The organism is Klebsiella sp. HN106, from assembly GCF_051209435.1.
In the GTDB taxonomy this organism is placed as follows: Bacteria; Pseudomonadota; Gammaproteobacteria; order Enterobacterales; family Enterobacteriaceae; genus Klebsiella; species Klebsiella oxytoca.
The window spans coordinates 147128-161936 of record NZ_JBLURD010000002.1 but is presented as its reverse complement, the minus strand read 5'-3'; the positions used below and the strand labels follow the sequence as shown (position 1 = coordinate 161936).

Below are 14809 nucleotides of genomic sequence, written 5' to 3'. Positions count from 1 at the left end.
AACATGGCACAGGGCTTACCTGTTTCCAATGTCGTGAATGTTGACGTCATTATGTCAGCCGTTGCGGCAACGGGGCGTAACTTCGGTGCGCTCCTTATCCTGGGAACCTCTACCATTATTCCGTTGACTGAGCGCATTCGCCAGTATTCGGCCATTGAAGATATCGGCGATGATTTTGGCGTTGACTCCCCGGAATACGAAGCGGCGACCATCTTCTTTTCACAGTCACCAAAACCGACGCTGGTCTATATCGGCCGTTGGGCGAAGACGGTGGTTTCTGCTGAAGAGGGTAGCGTAGAGACGCTGCTACAGGCCGTTAATGCCTGCCTTCAGTATACCAACTGGTACGGGCTGGCAATTGCCGACAGCGCCGATGTGGTTGAGGCTGACGTGATTTCCGTTGCTGCCGCTATTGAGGCATCCAGCTTAAGCCGCATTCTGGCCGTTACTACTGCTGATGTGAATGTGCTGGTGGCCGGCAATACCGACAATATCGGCTACAAACTGAAAGCCGCTGGCTATGCCCGTACATTCTGGCAGTACAGTTCAAGCAGCAAATACGCCGCTATCTCGGCCTTTGGCCGCGCATTCACGGTGAATTTCACCGGCAGCAATACCACCATCACCCTGAAATTTAAAACTGAGCCGGGTATTACCTACGAGACGCTAACAACCGCACAGGCCGCAGCCATTGATGCCATTAACGGTAACGTCTACGTCTACTACGCCAACGATACGGCAATTATCCAGCAGGGTGTGATGGCGAACGGTGATTTCTTTGATGAGCGGCATGGTCTGGACTGGCTGCAGAACTACGTTCAGACCAATCTCTATAACCTGCTTTACACCTCGACCACCAAAATCCCGCAGACCGACGCAGGCGTGACCCGGTTAATGACCAACGTCGAAGCCTCACTGGATCAGGCGGTTAATAACGGCCTCATTGCTCCGGGTGTCTGGAACGGTGGCCCGATTGGCCAGATTGAATCCGGCGATACCCTGACCAAGGGTTATTACGTCTACGCCGACGCGGTAGCCAACCAGGCGCAATCCGACAGGGAAGCGCGTAAGTCGCCGGTGATTCAGGCGGCAATTAAGCTGGCGGGTGCCATTCACTATGGCGACGTACAGATCAACGTGGTTCGTTAAGGGGAACTAAATGTCTACTTACTCTTTTATTGACGTCTCTGCATCCCTGACGGGCCCGACCGGCAGTATCGATCTGGGTTACGGATCGGCGAACTCCGAAGAGGGGATCACCGTAGTCATGGCAGAGGCAAAAAACACCATGACTGTCGGCGCTGACGGGGAAGTGATGCACAGCCTACACGCCGGTAAGAGCGGCACCATCACGGTAACGCTGCTTAAGACCTCCCCGGTCAACAAAAAACTGTCTCTGATGTACAACGCACAGAGCCAGTCTTCAGCCACCTGGGGTAACAACGTCATCGTAGTGCGAAACAAAGTCTCTGGCGACATCTCGACAGCGCGTTCCTGCGCCTTCCAGAAACAGCCGGATCACGCCAACGCAAAGGTTGGTAACACAGTGTCGTGGGTTTTTGACTGCGGCAAGATTGACCAGCTGCTGGGGGAGTTTTAACAGATGGAATTTGAAATCAAGGGCGTTAATTACCGAACCGCTAAACTCGACGTATTCCAGCAACTGAAGGTCAGCCGTAAGCTGCTGCCGGTGCTGGCCGGGCTCGTTAGTGAATTTTCCATGCTGAAAGCGCAGGCCGCTGCGGGTAACTCAGGTGCAGTGCTGGAAAGCGTACTGCCGAAAATTGCCGATACGCTGGCCGCGCTGCCGGATGAGGACGTTAACGCGGTGATTTACCCGTGTCTGGGTGTCGTGTCCCGCCAGCACGAAAAGGGCTGGGCGAAGGTGTTCGATCAGGGCGTATTGATGTTCGACGATACGGACCTGTTTACCATGCTGCAGCTGGTGGCGCGGGTGGTCGCCGATAGTCTGGGAAATTTTTTGAAAGAACTCCCCGCCAGCGAGACGCCCACCCCGCCAGTGGCCTGACGCTGGAAACTCTTCCTGAGGGTGAAAGCTTCCTGATGCGCCCGGTGGATGCCGGGTACATCACTTACACCGCACTTAAAGACGGCTCGGTCGACCTGGCCGATGTTGCCCGCATGAATGACTGGCTTGACCTAAAAGCCGATAACGAATATCGCATAGCGAAATGGAGAGAGGACAATGAACGCTGAAACGCTCAAGGACTTTCTGATCTCGCTTGGGTTTAACGTTGATGAGGCCGGTGCTAAAAAGTTCGATGCTGTAGTGGCGGGTACGACGCTGAAAGCGATTGAGCTGGGCGTCAAGGTCGAAGCGGCAGCTCTTTCTGTTGTCGCGTTCACCGCCAAAATAGCCAGCAGCCTCGACAACCTCTATTGGGCCTCTCAGCGCACCGGAGCGACGGTAGAGGGCATTAAGCAAATCGGGTATGCAGTTAGCCAGGTAGGCGGCAGCGCCGACTCAGCGCGTGGATCGCTTGAGAATCTGGCACGGTTTATCCGCAATAACCCAGGCGCGGAAGGTTTCCTGAACCGTCTTGGAGTCCAGACCCGTGACGCCAGCGGCAATATGCGGGATATGGCGACGATCTTTACCGGCGTCGGCCAGCGACTCAGCAATATGCCGTATTATCGCGCTAACCAGTATGCGCAGATGCTGGGGCTGGATGAAAACACCCTGATGGCAATGCGTCGCGGTATTGGCCAGTTCAGCGGCGAATACACCGCGATGGCGAAGGCGATTGGCTATAACGCCGATGTGGCCGCCGTCAGCTCTAATAAGTTCATGACCTCGCTTCGCTCCTTCGGCCTTATGGCAGGCATGGCGCGGGATAAAATCGGCTCTAATCTGGCTAACGGGCTGGCAGGCTCTATTGACACCCTGCGCCGTCAGATTATGGAGAATTTCCCGAAAATTGAAGGTGTGATAACCGCCACGATTAAGGGCATCCTTTGGGCTGGTGAGGTAATAGGGAGGATTGTCTATCGACTTATCCAGGTCGGCCAGGGGATCAGCGACTGGTGGGATTCGCTCGACAGGCAGTCTCAGGAACTGATCGAGCTTATTGGTGGGCTTACTGCTGCGTGGTGGCTGCTGAATCGGGCAATGATGGCTTCACCGGTAACGTGGGTTCTCGGGCTGGTGGCGGCAATCGCGCTACTCTGGGAGGATTACCAGACCTGGAAGGAAGGTGGAAAAAGCTTCGTCGATTGGGAAAAGTGGCAAGGCGAGATTGATACTGCAGTCACCAACATTACTGAGCTGCGGGACAGTGTTTCTACTCTGGTGAAGGCGCTCGGTAAGCTCCTGGGTATTGACCCTAAATCCTGGTCTCTAAAATGGGACTTCAGTAACTTCATCTCGCAGATGGGCGAGTTTGGCAAAATGCTGAACCTGATAGCCGATCTGCTCAACGCCATAAAGGACGGCAACTGGAGTGAAGCGGCGCGTATTGGCAAGGCATTGCTCAATCAAGGGAGTACAAATCCAAATGCTCTTCCAGGGGTTTCTGACAGCGCTAACAGCACCGCCGACTGGATAAAGGATAAAACAGGATTTGACCCTCGCAGCATTGGCCGCTTTTTCCGTGGGGAAGGTAATACCCTGGCAGACCGCAACAATAATCCGGGAAATATACGGCCTGTAGGTGGTGGTGGCTTTCGCTCGTTCGGTTCGGCTCTGGAAGGTTGGGAGGCCATGAAAAACCAGCTGATGCGATACTTTACCGGGAAAACTACCGGCAGGCGCCTACAGACCATCATGGACATCGTCAGCACCTGGGCACCTGCTGCCGATAACAACGACCCGGCTAAATATGCACGTGACGTGGCTGGCTGGATGGGCGTTTCTCCTACGGCAGCGCTTAATCTGTCAGATCCGAATACGATGGGGGCGCTGATGCAATCCATGGCCCGTAAAGAAGGTTATTCAAACTGGAATAGCCCTCTGGCGCATCGTGCTGCTGGCGCGACATTGAATCAGAGCACGGTTATCAATATTTCGGGTGTCAGTGACCCGAGAGAGGCCGGAAAAATCGTTTCTGATAATCAGGGGAATGTTAATGCCCGCGCAACCCAGCAACTGACTAAGGGGCCGAGCTGATGGACATCCTTTCTACGCTGTTTCAGCAGCAGACGAGAAAAATTGGGCTGATAGTTCCGGATGTCGTTATCACTGAACGGCATAGCGACACTCTGGAAATAACAGAACACCCCGTAGAGAAACCGACCAGCGACGGAGTTGGTTTTGTATCCGACCATGCTTATCGGCGTCCCTCTGAGTTAGTAATGGAGATCGGCTTCTCCGGTGGTGGAACCCTGCTTGATCTGCTTGATACGTCGTCAATTGGCCTCTCTCTGGGGATTAGCCCGTCAGAAACATATCAAAAACTGTTAGACCTTCAGCGCAGTCGTGAACCTTTCAGTGTCACCACAGGTAAACGCCAGTATACAAATATGCTCATACGAGTACTGGATGTGACCACTGATAAAACCAGTGAAAATGTTCTGATGGCTACCCTCACCCTGAGGGAGCTAAACACAACGCAGACACAGACAGTGAGCGTTGCTGCCAAAGAGAACATGAAAGAAGGGGCGAATACTTCAGCGGTGCAGAACTCTGGGGTAAAAACGCCGACTCCGCAAAATGAGTCCTTAATGAGCCGGTTTATCGGATTCGTGTCTGGAGGTTAAATGGCTGTATCTGAAATACCCCTGTCACCAGACAATCAGCAGTTTGCTATCGCACTTGCTGGGCAGAACTTCCAAATGGCTGTTACATGGCGTGCTGCTTTCTGGTGCCTGGACATTATGGATAGCAGTGGTGTCGATTTGATAAAGGGCATCCCGTTAATCACAGGTGCTGACCTGCTGGCGCAGTATCGCTATCTCGGTTTGGGATTTTCCCTTTATGTTGATTGCGACGATCCGGCAAATGACAACCCTACCGAAACAGACCTCGGCATTAAGAGCCATCTTTACGCAGTAACGGAGTGATTATGTCTCAGAACTGGATGCGGCACTTTGAGTTGCAACTTATTGACGATAAAGGCGATGGGATATCGCTGTCGGAATTTAAAGTGACATTCAATATCCAGAAGATGCCCTCGACAATCTTTAACGGGTTCGTGGGTAACTTCAAAATCTACAATCTCTCCCCTCAGACTCAGAACCGGATCATGGGGAAAGAGTTTACCCGCGTGAGGGCTATAGCAGGGTATAACGGCACGCCGGACAGTAGCGGCAACTACCCCGATAAAAATGTCGGTATCATCTTTAACGGCGATATACGCTTTACCATTACCGGAAAAGAGAACGTTACCGATAGCTGGATACTCATCCAGTGCATCGATGGCTGGGAAGGGCATTTAAATGCCAGCGTGAAAACGACAGTGGCGGCGGGCTGGAAACATGCCGACCTGTTTGATTTGGGCATGCAATCACTACGGCCGTACGGCATATCCGAAGGGAGTAGACCGGATTTTGGTTCAACGGTCTTCCCGCGCGGGCGGGTTATCTATCAGAATACCGGCCGCCTGATGTACAGCCTGGCAGGGCAGTGCAAGGCCAACTGGTGGTATGAAAACAACCAGGTGCATATCGTTCCTGAGGATAAGTATATTCAGGAAGCAATTGTGCTTAATGCTGATACCGGGCTGGTGGGTATGCCGCAACAGACGATGGGCGCGGGCGTTAATGTGCGCTGCCTGATAAATCCAAATATTAAACTGGGTGGCCTTATCCGGCTGGATCAGGCGTCAGTGTATCGCGCAGCCCTCGGCAATGACCAGGTTGGACAGTTGCCGGGCCGACTGGGTGAAACCACCACAGACGGCAATATCTATGTCGATAGTCTTCCCGGTGCGCAGTTGGCTGCAATCAATACCGATGGTGATTACATTGTCGGCAGTATTGACTATACTGGCGATACTCGCGGGCAGGCGTGGTATATGGATTTACTCTGTCTGGCAAAAGGGGCTCGGGATTTGCTCAACTCAAAAGGTTTGGATGCGGCGCAATACACATGAAGAAAAACATCATTGCTTGTATTTTTACTCTCTTTCTTACCACTCCTGCCTTTGCGGATACGGCCTGCGGACCGTTTGGGATTAACTGGAAAGCGCAGGATGGGTTTGCAAGGATAAACGGGTCTAAGCCTGAGTCTCAGAAAATCACCTTTCTGAAGACAAAGGATGATTACAACAACGTGAAAATACAGTGGATGCTTCCGGATGCTAAATCTGGCCGCTGGCTTGGAATGGATTTTGTGGCTCGAAACGGCAAACCCATACTCAACGTTGAAGTGATCCGCAAGAACATGGATGAACCGAGAGAATTCTGGACGTACGACTGCCAAAAGGTGAAGTGATCGGGTCGTTTCCGTGTAAGAAGGTTTCTGGTTAAGCCCACCTCTGTGGGCTATTTTAAATGGAAGCTATCTATCTTTAAATTTTAATTGCTTGCATTCATTGATAACCTTTATTAATTCATCTGCGGAAAGGTTTTCAACTTTAATTGAGCCATTTTCGGTTGTCATTGTGACTTTTTTTGAATGTTTGGTTTGAATCCATTTCCTGATTATTGAAGCAATAGCTATACATGCTGGTGAAGAGGTGGCGACAATAATGGTTACATCGACCAAAGCGCCGAGACCAGCACCAAGAGAGTCTCCAGTACGTATTCTTCTGCGAACCTTATAATCTCCTTGTGGTATCATATCCTTAATTAAGGGTAGCACTGCGTTCCCAATCTCTGGAGGTAAAACTATGGATGTTTCTGATTTTGGCATAAAAATATCAGGCCCTTATGTAGAGAAGCTTAAAATTGCCTTCCGTCTTTTTCTGAGTGGTATTTGGCTTGCAACAAATCACGATGTAACCGTGGTTTTAAGCAAGGCACATATCCAAGGTTTCAACAAAGATCAGTAACACGCATTATCTACCTTTGACATCCTGATATTTGATCAGTAACCCGCCTCTGAGCGGGTTTTTTAATGCCCGGAGTAAAGTAAATGCCCGTATCACTTAACGCTCAGCTCGGCAGTAAAGAGCAGGCCGACGCGCAATTGGCGCAGGCGATCATGTCCGCTATGCGCGTTTCCATTCCCGGCATCATCCAGTCGTTTGATACGGATGCCGTCACTGCTGTTGTTCAGCCAGCCATTAAAGGCTCAGAGCAGGATGAATCAGGTGCCGAGGTCTCGGTAAACCTCCCGCTGCTGGTGGATGTTCCCGTCGTCTTTCCTCGTGGCGGCGGCTGTACGCTGACTTTCCCGATCAAAGAAGGTGATGAGTGCCTGGTTATCTTTGCCGACCGCTGCATTGATTTCTGGTGGCAGAGTGGCGGGGTGCAGGAACCAGTAGACGGCCGCATGCATGATTTGTCGGATGCATTTTGTATCGTGGGTCCGCAGTCGCAAGCGAAGAAAATCAGTGGTATCAGCGCCAGCGCGGTAGAACTGCGCAGCGATGATGGGTCAGCAAAGTTGAGCCTTAACCCTGCCAGCGGAGCAATCAACGGTACGGCACCGGGAGGCTTTAACCTGAACGGCCTTCAAATTCTGCCTGACGGACGCCTGCAGTTGGTGGACGGCTCAATTGTCGATAAGCATACACATGGTGGTGTTGAATCTGGTGGGAGCAATACAGCTCCGCTGGGAGGATAGTTACCGCTGGCGAATAAAATTGCCCAGCGCAGCAATAAAAAATAACTTCCTGTTATCGGGAAAAAACAAAACCCCGACTGTTGCAAGCAGTGCGGGGTTTTTTATGTTCAACGTTACCGTTACTAACGAGGAACCTGTGACCATGTTGTTACGGCAAGGAGACCGTGCGTGAATTATAAACGAATTCTACTGAGGTTGACTATGAAAAACGGTTTAGAAATCGACGCGCCGGTGACGAAAGAAATCAGCTCAGCAGCCGCATGGGCTATCAGGGCAGTCGCTGTTACCGTCGTTCTGTATGGCGTCGCCCGATTAATTATGGCTATTCGCTGGTGGTGACATATGCGCTACCGTCGAGAAGATGATGATGGGGATTACACGTTTGGCCAGGGCGATGACACCTGGCTGGTAAACTCTCCGGAGGCCGTCGCGCAGGCCATTAAAACGCGCTTCCTGCTCTGGTACGGTCAGTGGTTCCTCGATACCACAGAGGGTACGCCGTGGATTCAGTCCGTACTCGGAAAGCAGCGACCCGAAACCTACAATTTGGCTATTCGCCAGCGCATTCTTGAAACACAGGGCGTCAGCTCTATTACCGCATTCAATACTATCGTTGACGGCCGCACGCGCCGTGTAACGTTCACAGCAACGGTAGAAACCATCTACGGAACCACGACAGTAACCTCGGAGGCGTAATGGCTCTGGACCTTGAATCGCTCGGCTTATCGGCAACGGTAACCGCTGAGGGGATAAGTGCGCCTGACTATCAAACCATCCTGTCTACTGTGACGGGATACTTTCAGCAGATTTACGGCAGTGATGCTTATATCGAACCGGATAGCAAAGATGGTCAGTTAATCGCGCTGGTGGCGTTGGCAATCCATGACGCCAATAATACCGCAATTTCAGTTTACCGCTCATTTTCACCAGCGACGGCGCTGGGGGATGCACTGACGAGCAACGTCAAAATTAACGGCATCACCCGGCGTTCAGCGACAAATTCAACCGTTGACCTTCTTCTGACCGGCACAGTCGGCACAACCATCACGAATGGCTCAGTGCGCGATAACAACAGCGTTATCTGGAATCTGCCTGCGACGGTGATTATCGGTACTGATGGGACGGTGGTTGCTACGGCCACGTGTGCCAGCACCGGCGCAGTAGCCGCGCTGGCGGGCAGCATAACCACCATCAATACACCTACCCGGGGCTGGGTGTCGGTTACAAATCCCCTGGCGGCGACCGTGGGCGTTGCTGCGGAAACTGACGCACAGTTGCGCGTAAGGCAGTCGCAAAGCGTTGCGTTGGCGTCTCTCACGCCGTTTGATGCTGTAGACGGTGCGATTGCTAACGTTGAAGGCGTGACCCGTCACAAGCTGTTTGAGAACGACCAGGAGGTGACAGATTCTAACGGACTGCCTCCGCACTCGATCTCGGCGATTGTCGAGGGTGGTGATGCGACGGTAATAGCTAACACCATCCGCAGTGTTAAGGGGCAGGGCGTAACAACCTACGGCACAACAGCGGTGATAGTTACCGACAAATACGGCAATCCTTACACCATTCGTTTTTCCCGTCCGGTTGATGTGCCGATTTACGTCTCAATCACGCTTAAGGCGCTTACCGGGTACAGTTCACAGGTCGGAGACGAAATTAAAGCGGCAGTAGCGGCGTATATCAATTCGCTGGCTATCGGTGACAGTGTGTTACTAAGTCGTGTTTACTCCCCGGCTAACCTCGGCGTGGTCAGCGGCGGTAATGCTCGCTATTACGACATCATGGAACTGATGATCGGCAAGTCGAAAGCGACCGTTGCAGCGGCCAACGTAGTTATAGCCTATGACGAATCAGTGTCGTGTAGCGTGGACAATATAGCGATAACGGTGACGGCATGAGCAAATACACCGACCTGATAACCAATTACCACGCCGGGAAGCCGAAATTTGTCGATCATGTTGACCTTTCAACACGCCCACTGATTGATGTGTCGACTGCAACTTCTGGACTGGTCGCCGCTTTTGATGTGGACACAGCGGTAGGAAATCAGCTTGATATTCTCGGTGAATGGATTGGTATCGACCGGACAGTCGCTGCGCCCATATCAGGTGTCTTTCTGGAGTGGGATAAAGAGCGCGTCGGTTGGGATCAGGGAGTGTGGTTGGGGCATTACCAGTCTACCGACGAATTAACCTATTTGAGCGACGACGTTTACCGAATTGTTCTGAAAGCAAGAATTGGCATCAATAACTGGAACGGCCAGAACCGTACGCTACCGAATATCCTGGAGACTGCGCTTGCAGGTACGGGAATAAAAATGATTATTCTGGATAATCAGGATATGACTATTTCAGTGCTGATTGTTATCGATGAAGAATATCTTATGTCGGTAACGGACAGGCTGATATTCGATTCAGGCATGAACCGGGGGCCGTTCATTACACTTCCTGCCGATTACGTGCCTTCAAGATACGATATTAATCCCATTGATAAGTTACCAGCTGAATTTGTTTTCGTTATACGCGCCGGTCTTTTGACGGTTAAGGCTGCTGGCGTCAGGGTCAGAGAAACCGTAACCCCCTCAAACGGGTATAAATTTTTTGGATTTGATGTTGATAATGACTATATCGCTGGCTTTGAAACTGGCGCATGGGGAGAAAACTTCTGATGGCGGAAAATAATTTTAAACCGTTCGCAATAGCCGCTGGTGCAAATGTTGCGACTCAGCCTGAATGGGAAGCGCTCATTGCTTTAGCTACAGGATTCACAGCAGGCATAGCAAGATCCGGCCAGATAAATAAGGCCCTGCGCCAGGCTACAGTCATAGCGAGTGTTCTGGCTCAGTTCATTGCAGATAAAACAGAAACGGATGTGCTGGACGATGGTGATACATCGAAGTTATTAATTCAGTTAACTCAGGCGCTGAATAAAAGTGGTGACGAACGGTATCTTAAGGTCGCAAGCTATCTGTCTGAAATATCGAATGCTGGTGATGAGGCTAAAGCATCTTCTCGCAATAATTTAGGGCTGGGTAGCGCATCTACACGCGATACGGGAACTAAGGGAGAGGTAATTCCATTACTCTCTGGCGCTAACGCATGGTCTTCAGCCCAGTATTTTATTGGTTCGGGCTCATCCAGTGGCGGAGAGGTTCGATCTTCAGCCAATATTTTTTATCCATATGGTACCAATGGGACCATGTGGGCTGAGTTTTACAGTTCTGACATTTCTGATGACCATTTTGAGCATCGTGTCGTTGTTTATAAAAGCGGAACACGAAAATATTTCCGTTTCAAAGAAAGTGGAGAGTTTGCTACTGATGGAGATATTAAGTCAGGTTCGGGAATTTACGATACTGGCCAACGTGTTTACAGCCCTTCAAATAAGCAACCCCCCGCATTAATAAATGAGGTTGGCGCGTATGCGTTTGCCTGGTATGACGGTGCTGCAGAGTACAACGCTACCGTTAGTGGATCCGCATTATATCCAGCCACTGGCGATGGTAATCACTCATCAACCGCGCTTAGTGGAACGTGGCGTTGCATGGGGCGAACGGAAACGATTAACGATCAGCACAGAATAACGCTATGGCAAAGAATCAATTGATACTGTCAACCAGAGCCTTTCTGTTGCATCATTTCTGAGGTAATACCCCTATGCCATTTTATTTAACGCGGGACCCGGTCCCGTCGGCAGACATGCGCAACGTATTCGATAATGCGCAGAATTTAGACCTTTTTCTGAACGACATAACATCGGCATTCTGGACGGATCGACTTGGCCGTAGTCGCATGTCATGGTTTGGGATGGAATCTGCATTCACAGTAAAACTTACGGATTTTGAATCTCGTTTCTCCACCCAACTTACAGCCCAGGAAACTGAATTTGATGCTGCGCAGGCTGACAAAGAGGCTCGCTTTGTTCATTTCCTTGATAGCTCTGGCTATGTGTTCCTGGGTGACTATGAAGACGGCCCATTCCAGTTTAGTGCCCGCAACCAATATATTCGCTTTCAGGGACAATTTTTCCGACTGAGTAAAGAGACTGATACAGGCTTTACTACTACCGGTACTGATGAAACAAGCTTTGCTAACGATGTAACCCACCTGGTTCTGATGGATGGGGACACGCTTCGCCAAAACCTGGGTTCAGACGAAGAGGGTATGGGTACCTGGCTGAGCACTCACGTGCAGGATGGTGTTGTTACGCAAAATCTGCATGATTTCCTGAATGCTGCTATTAACGAAATAACACCTGAAATGTTCGGCGGTAATTTGCAGGCCGCTTTTACGTTTGCTTCTGCAAATAGGCTTGCATTGAATCTTGCGGCTAAAACCTACGTAATTACTGGACCTGTCACGTTTACTGGCGGGATTACTGTATCTGGCAAGGGACAGCATAAAACAAAAATTCAGCAAACCTCGGGTTCGTGTGGAATTATTCAGACGCTGTCTGCAACGGATGACCCGGTTGTGTACGAGGGTTTTACGCTGGAGACGACGCAGGATTTTAACGAGGACAACCGGTCGCTGGTAGTGGATGGCTCCGGACTGGTGGCATCCGCCGGCGCACAGATTGGGGACAGAACACGACGGCGTGGTATGTTCAGGGACCTGAGGATTGCAGGGTCAGCATCCAGCCGGATTTCGGGTATCGGCTGGGGTGTCGCGCTCGACTTGATTTCTCTTGGCTGGTATGAGACGGATGGATTGAATATCCGGGGGTGCTCGACAAAGGATAACAACTATAAATTCCAGGGCATTGGCATACTTCATCGAGGCGGCGGATGGACGGTGGAGACCTACCATTCAGATGCGTGGATGTATTTCCTTGAATACTGCTGGTATTGTCCTGACTATACGGAAGGCGTTTTTATTGACAAGTGGAATATTGTCAATGTTACTAACGCTATTGTAGGTGGTGTGACCGATGAAAAATGGTCAGCAGACCCGGCAGGAAAGCTGGGCGTTTATCAGGCTTCTTTAAGCAATATCCACATAAATGCAACAACGGTTGGAATATATCTGGTAAATACTAACTACTCAGATATTCAGAATGTATTTACTTTACTTGATGACCATGGAGTGGCTACTGCAAATTACGCTGTTCATCTGCGTAACGGAAAGGCCTGCAATGCCAGTAAAGTTAATGTGTTGCACTACAGTACGAATACCGGTGTAACCCGGCAGGGCATAATCCTGAATGCAATGTCTGATTGCTTTATCAGTAATTTCCAGTGCCAGTCTTACAGCGCGGACTATGAGAAGGTTACATCAGCATTTAACACAGTTAACTCTAGTAATCGCAATGTCATTGACGGTATTAAAGTTTCATTCGCGGATGTCGCCGTAACTAACGGCGCGGGTTGCGGCAACACTTCCATCAAAAATTACAGATTCTCTAGCGTCACCTCTCCTGTGCTCGATAATAACGGGGATATGGACAGGGGGAATATTGATAGCAGGTACGAAGCGTTTACTTTGTCCGCGGCGGCTGATTCGCACACGTTAACGATTGTACCTCGCTGTTATATGAGTCGCCGTCCGACTGGTGTTTCCGCGCAGATAACATCACCATCTGGCCTCTCATTTCCAATTGAGGCATTTCCAAATTATGCAGAATCCACTGCAACATCTGTTTCAATTGTTATTAAGCCAACGTTGTCAGGGAACAAACTTCCGGCAACAACATACGGCGTCACTCTCATCATGAAGGATTAATTATGTCAATTAAATTAGACCAGACGATTAACGGCGTTTCTGTTACTGACTGCATTATCACAGTGGGGGCGATAACTATCTCTCCGGACCGCTTGAGACTGAATTTCAATGTCGGGTTCTATGCCACTGAAGGCGGCCCGCTACTAATGGAAGATTATTTTGTATATGAGGGGTACGCATTGAATGGAGACGACCCGGAAACTCAGGCCTATGCCTATCTGAAAAGCCTTCCAAGATTTTCCGGCGCGATAGACGCATAGTTAATATCCCGCCAGTAATGGCGGGATAATCAGAGGATTAATGTGGATGAAACGAATTAACATCCTGAATTTAAGGGCAGGACAGCAGGTAATAATCAGAACCCAAAAAGGCGAAACGCTTAGGGGCGTTCTGGTTGATAAAAGCGACTGGTCTGTAGGATGCCCAGTGGTTGATGCAAGCGGAATTCGTTATGGAATTGGCTATGAGGCTGACATTGTCGGTTTGCCGAAACATAAATAAAGATGAAGGATGGAACTACCCGGCAGCAGGCACAGAATTGCTCTACTCAGGTGGCAATTTAGAATTATGAGAGGTTGAATGCTGATGGAATGGTATTTTGGTTTTGGATTGTTACTCTGGATTATCGCTCAGGTCACAGGAGCAGATGAAACGAAAGGTGTGCTAAATAACCTCTGTGGACTTTTAATGTTTGTAGTTCTTTGGCCCGTGACTTTCATTACGATTTTAACTGAAATAAAAAAAGTATAGTAATCAACTGATACATTGTTCTGTGTTATGAATTGATAGCCGCAACCACTCTTGATCTTCCATCTCAATATAACTACTGTATATACAAACAGTGTTGTTGGAGGGTAGATCATGGGATTCCCGTCACCGGCTACGGATTACATTGAAAGCACGTTAACAGTAAATTCTCTGTGCAACATCACAGCAAACTCGCGAGTTATCTCAACCGACCGTGGGTATGTTGTTCTGGACTTGTCTCTAAAGGTTAAGCAGGGGAGTATTCTGCTCATACGTTCTGCTGGCGAACTTCAGTTTGCAAAGCTAATGGGTAGATCGTTCATCACGGTAGAGGGGGAGTCGATTGAAGGTGATGCCATGGATGAGGTTGAAGTGCTCGGAGTTGCAACGCACGTGATCAACGATATGAGGCAGGATGATAGCCCTGTTTGAAGGGGGTAAAAATGGGGCAGATTTTGGGGCAAAATGGCGTTTGGGGCACGGTTTGGGGCAATCAAATGTCCGCATTTGTCCGCATTTGTCCCGAAGTCAACCGAGCTATATCGTTGAAAATATTGCAGATCATTGAATTTGCTAAACTATTTTTTTGCATGCCATAATAAAGTTAATATTTAGGCAACCGCGATCAAAAAAATTGCGCTGTTTGCAGCGCCGCGCG

Annotated in this window: 22 protein-coding genes; 21 read left to right on the top strand and 1 reads right to left on the bottom strand. The window is 50.0% G+C overall.

The window, feature by feature from the left end:
- The first annotated feature begins 3 nt into the window (after positions 1–3).
- The 9 genes from ACSIPU_RS07330 to ACSIPU_RS07290 are packed head-to-tail and all read left to right on the top strand — an operon-like array spanning position 4 to position 6391.
- Entirely contained in the window at positions 4–1149 is a 1146-nt protein-coding gene (locus ACSIPU_RS07330; RefSeq protein ID WP_319793336.1) for a DUF3383 family protein, read from the top strand.
- A 10-nt stretch (positions 1150–1159) separates the two neighbouring features.
- Positions 1160–1600 (top strand): DUF3277 family protein, encoded by a 441-nt coding sequence (locus tag ACSIPU_RS07325; protein ID WP_004199809.1) that lies wholly within the window; start codon positions 1160–1162, stop codon positions 1598–1600.
- A 3-nt stretch (positions 1601–1603) separates the two neighbouring features.
- Positions 1604–2029 carry a phage tail assembly chaperone gene (locus tag ACSIPU_RS07320; RefSeq protein WP_064363294.1) on the top strand — a complete coding sequence of 142 codons (426 nt, stop codon included), beginning with the start codon at positions 1604–1606 and terminating at the stop codon, positions 2027–2029.
- 35 nt (positions 2030–2064) lie between these two features.
- Entirely contained in the window at positions 2065–2217 is a 153-nt protein-coding gene (locus ACSIPU_RS07315; protein WP_004152565.1) for a DUF6889 family protein, read from the top strand.
- Positions 2207–4126, top strand: coding sequence for a hypothetical protein (locus ACSIPU_RS07310; protein ID WP_319793335.1), 1920 nt, complete (start codon positions 2207–2209; stop codon positions 4124–4126). The genes ACSIPU_RS07315 and ACSIPU_RS07310 overlap by 11 nt, the downstream gene beginning before the upstream one ends.
- The gene (locus ACSIPU_RS07305) at positions 4126–4716 is read left to right on the top strand and encodes a phage baseplate protein (protein WP_104460124.1); all 591 of its coding nucleotides are present in this window, start codon (positions 4126–4128) and stop codon (positions 4714–4716) included. The genes ACSIPU_RS07310 and ACSIPU_RS07305 overlap by 1 nt, the downstream gene beginning before the upstream one ends.
- Positions 4717–5019 (top strand): phage baseplate plug family protein, encoded by a 303-nt coding sequence (locus ACSIPU_RS07300; protein ID WP_014837667.1) that lies wholly within the window; start codon positions 4717–4719, stop codon positions 5017–5019.
- Positions 5020–5021: 2 nt separating this feature from the next.
- On the top strand, positions 5022–6050 hold the full coding sequence (locus ACSIPU_RS07295) for a hypothetical protein (protein WP_435321796.1): 1029 nt from the start codon (positions 5022–5024) through the stop codon (positions 6048–6050).
- On the top strand, positions 6047–6391 hold the full coding sequence (locus ACSIPU_RS07290) for a hypothetical protein (RefSeq protein WP_304257409.1): 345 nt from the start codon (positions 6047–6049) through the stop codon (positions 6389–6391). Before ACSIPU_RS07295 ends, ACSIPU_RS07290 begins: the two co-directional genes overlap by 4 nt.
- A 66-nt stretch (positions 6392–6457) precedes the next feature.
- Here ACSIPU_RS07290 and ACSIPU_RS07285 read toward each other — a convergent pair whose 3' ends face one another.
- Positions 6458–6739: an effector-associated constant component EACC1 gene (locus ACSIPU_RS07285; RefSeq protein ID WP_435321795.1), complete on the bottom strand. Its 282-nt coding sequence runs from the start codon at positions 6737–6739 to the stop codon at positions 6458–6460.
- Positions 6740–6788: 49 nt separating this feature from the next.
- Between ACSIPU_RS07285 and ACSIPU_RS07280 the strand changes: the two genes are divergently transcribed.
- The 12 genes from ACSIPU_RS07280 (at position 6789) to ACSIPU_RS07225 (ending at position 14583) form a co-directional block, all read left to right on the top strand.
- Positions 6789–6950: a hypothetical protein gene (locus tag ACSIPU_RS07280; RefSeq protein ID WP_435321794.1), complete on the top strand. Its 162-nt coding sequence runs from the start codon at positions 6789–6791 to the stop codon at positions 6948–6950.
- Positions 6951–7033: 83 nt separating this feature from the next.
- Positions 7034–7687, top strand: a complete 654-nt coding sequence (locus ACSIPU_RS07275) for a Gp138 family membrane-puncturing spike protein (protein ID WP_319793331.1) — start codon at positions 7034–7036, stop codon at positions 7685–7687.
- A 201-nt stretch (positions 7688–7888) separates the two neighbouring features.
- Positions 7889–8026: a hypothetical protein gene (locus ACSIPU_RS07270; RefSeq protein ID WP_187416062.1), complete on the top strand. Its 138-nt coding sequence runs from the start codon at positions 7889–7891 to the stop codon at positions 8024–8026.
- A gap of 3 nt (positions 8027–8029) precedes the next feature.
- Positions 8030–8383: a hypothetical protein gene (locus ACSIPU_RS07265; RefSeq protein WP_435321792.1), complete on the top strand. Its 354-nt coding sequence runs from the start codon at positions 8030–8032 to the stop codon at positions 8381–8383.
- Positions 8383–9582 carry a baseplate J/gp47 family protein gene (locus ACSIPU_RS07260; protein ID WP_435321791.1) on the top strand — a complete coding sequence of 400 codons (1200 nt, stop codon included), beginning with the start codon at positions 8383–8385 and terminating at the stop codon, positions 9580–9582. Before ACSIPU_RS07265 ends, ACSIPU_RS07260 begins: the two co-directional genes overlap by 1 nt.
- Entirely contained in the window at positions 9579–10352 is a 774-nt protein-coding gene (locus ACSIPU_RS07255) for a DUF2612 domain-containing protein (RefSeq protein WP_435321790.1), read from the top strand. The genes ACSIPU_RS07260 and ACSIPU_RS07255 overlap by 4 nt, the downstream gene beginning before the upstream one ends.
- Positions 10352–11290 carry a hypothetical protein gene (locus tag ACSIPU_RS07250; protein ID WP_435321789.1) on the top strand — a complete coding sequence of 313 codons (939 nt, stop codon included), beginning with the start codon at positions 10352–10354 and terminating at the stop codon, positions 11288–11290. The genes ACSIPU_RS07255 and ACSIPU_RS07250 overlap by 1 nt, the downstream gene beginning before the upstream one ends.
- A gap of 50 nt (positions 11291–11340) precedes the next feature.
- Positions 11341–13404, top strand: a complete 2064-nt coding sequence (locus tag ACSIPU_RS07245; RefSeq protein WP_319793328.1) for a hypothetical protein — start codon at positions 11341–11343, stop codon at positions 13402–13404.
- A gap of 2 nt (positions 13405–13406) precedes the next feature.
- Positions 13407–13664, top strand: a complete 258-nt coding sequence (locus ACSIPU_RS07240) for a hypothetical protein (protein WP_319793327.1) — start codon at positions 13407–13409, stop codon at positions 13662–13664.
- A 46-nt stretch (positions 13665–13710) separates the two neighbouring features.
- Positions 13711–13905 carry a hypothetical protein gene (locus ACSIPU_RS07235; protein ID WP_319793326.1) on the top strand — a complete coding sequence of 65 codons (195 nt, stop codon included), beginning with the start codon at positions 13711–13713 and terminating at the stop codon, positions 13903–13905.
- Positions 13906–13983: 78 nt separating this feature from the next.
- A complete protein-coding gene (locus tag ACSIPU_RS07230) occupies positions 13984–14154 on the top strand; it encodes a hypothetical protein (RefSeq protein ID WP_319793325.1) in 171 nt (56 codons plus the stop codon).
- Between the two features lie 111 nt (positions 14155–14265).
- Positions 14266–14583: a hypothetical protein gene (locus ACSIPU_RS07225; RefSeq protein WP_082237839.1), complete on the top strand. Its 318-nt coding sequence runs from the start codon at positions 14266–14268 to the stop codon at positions 14581–14583.
- The last annotated feature ends 226 nt before the right edge of the window (positions 14584–14809 follow it).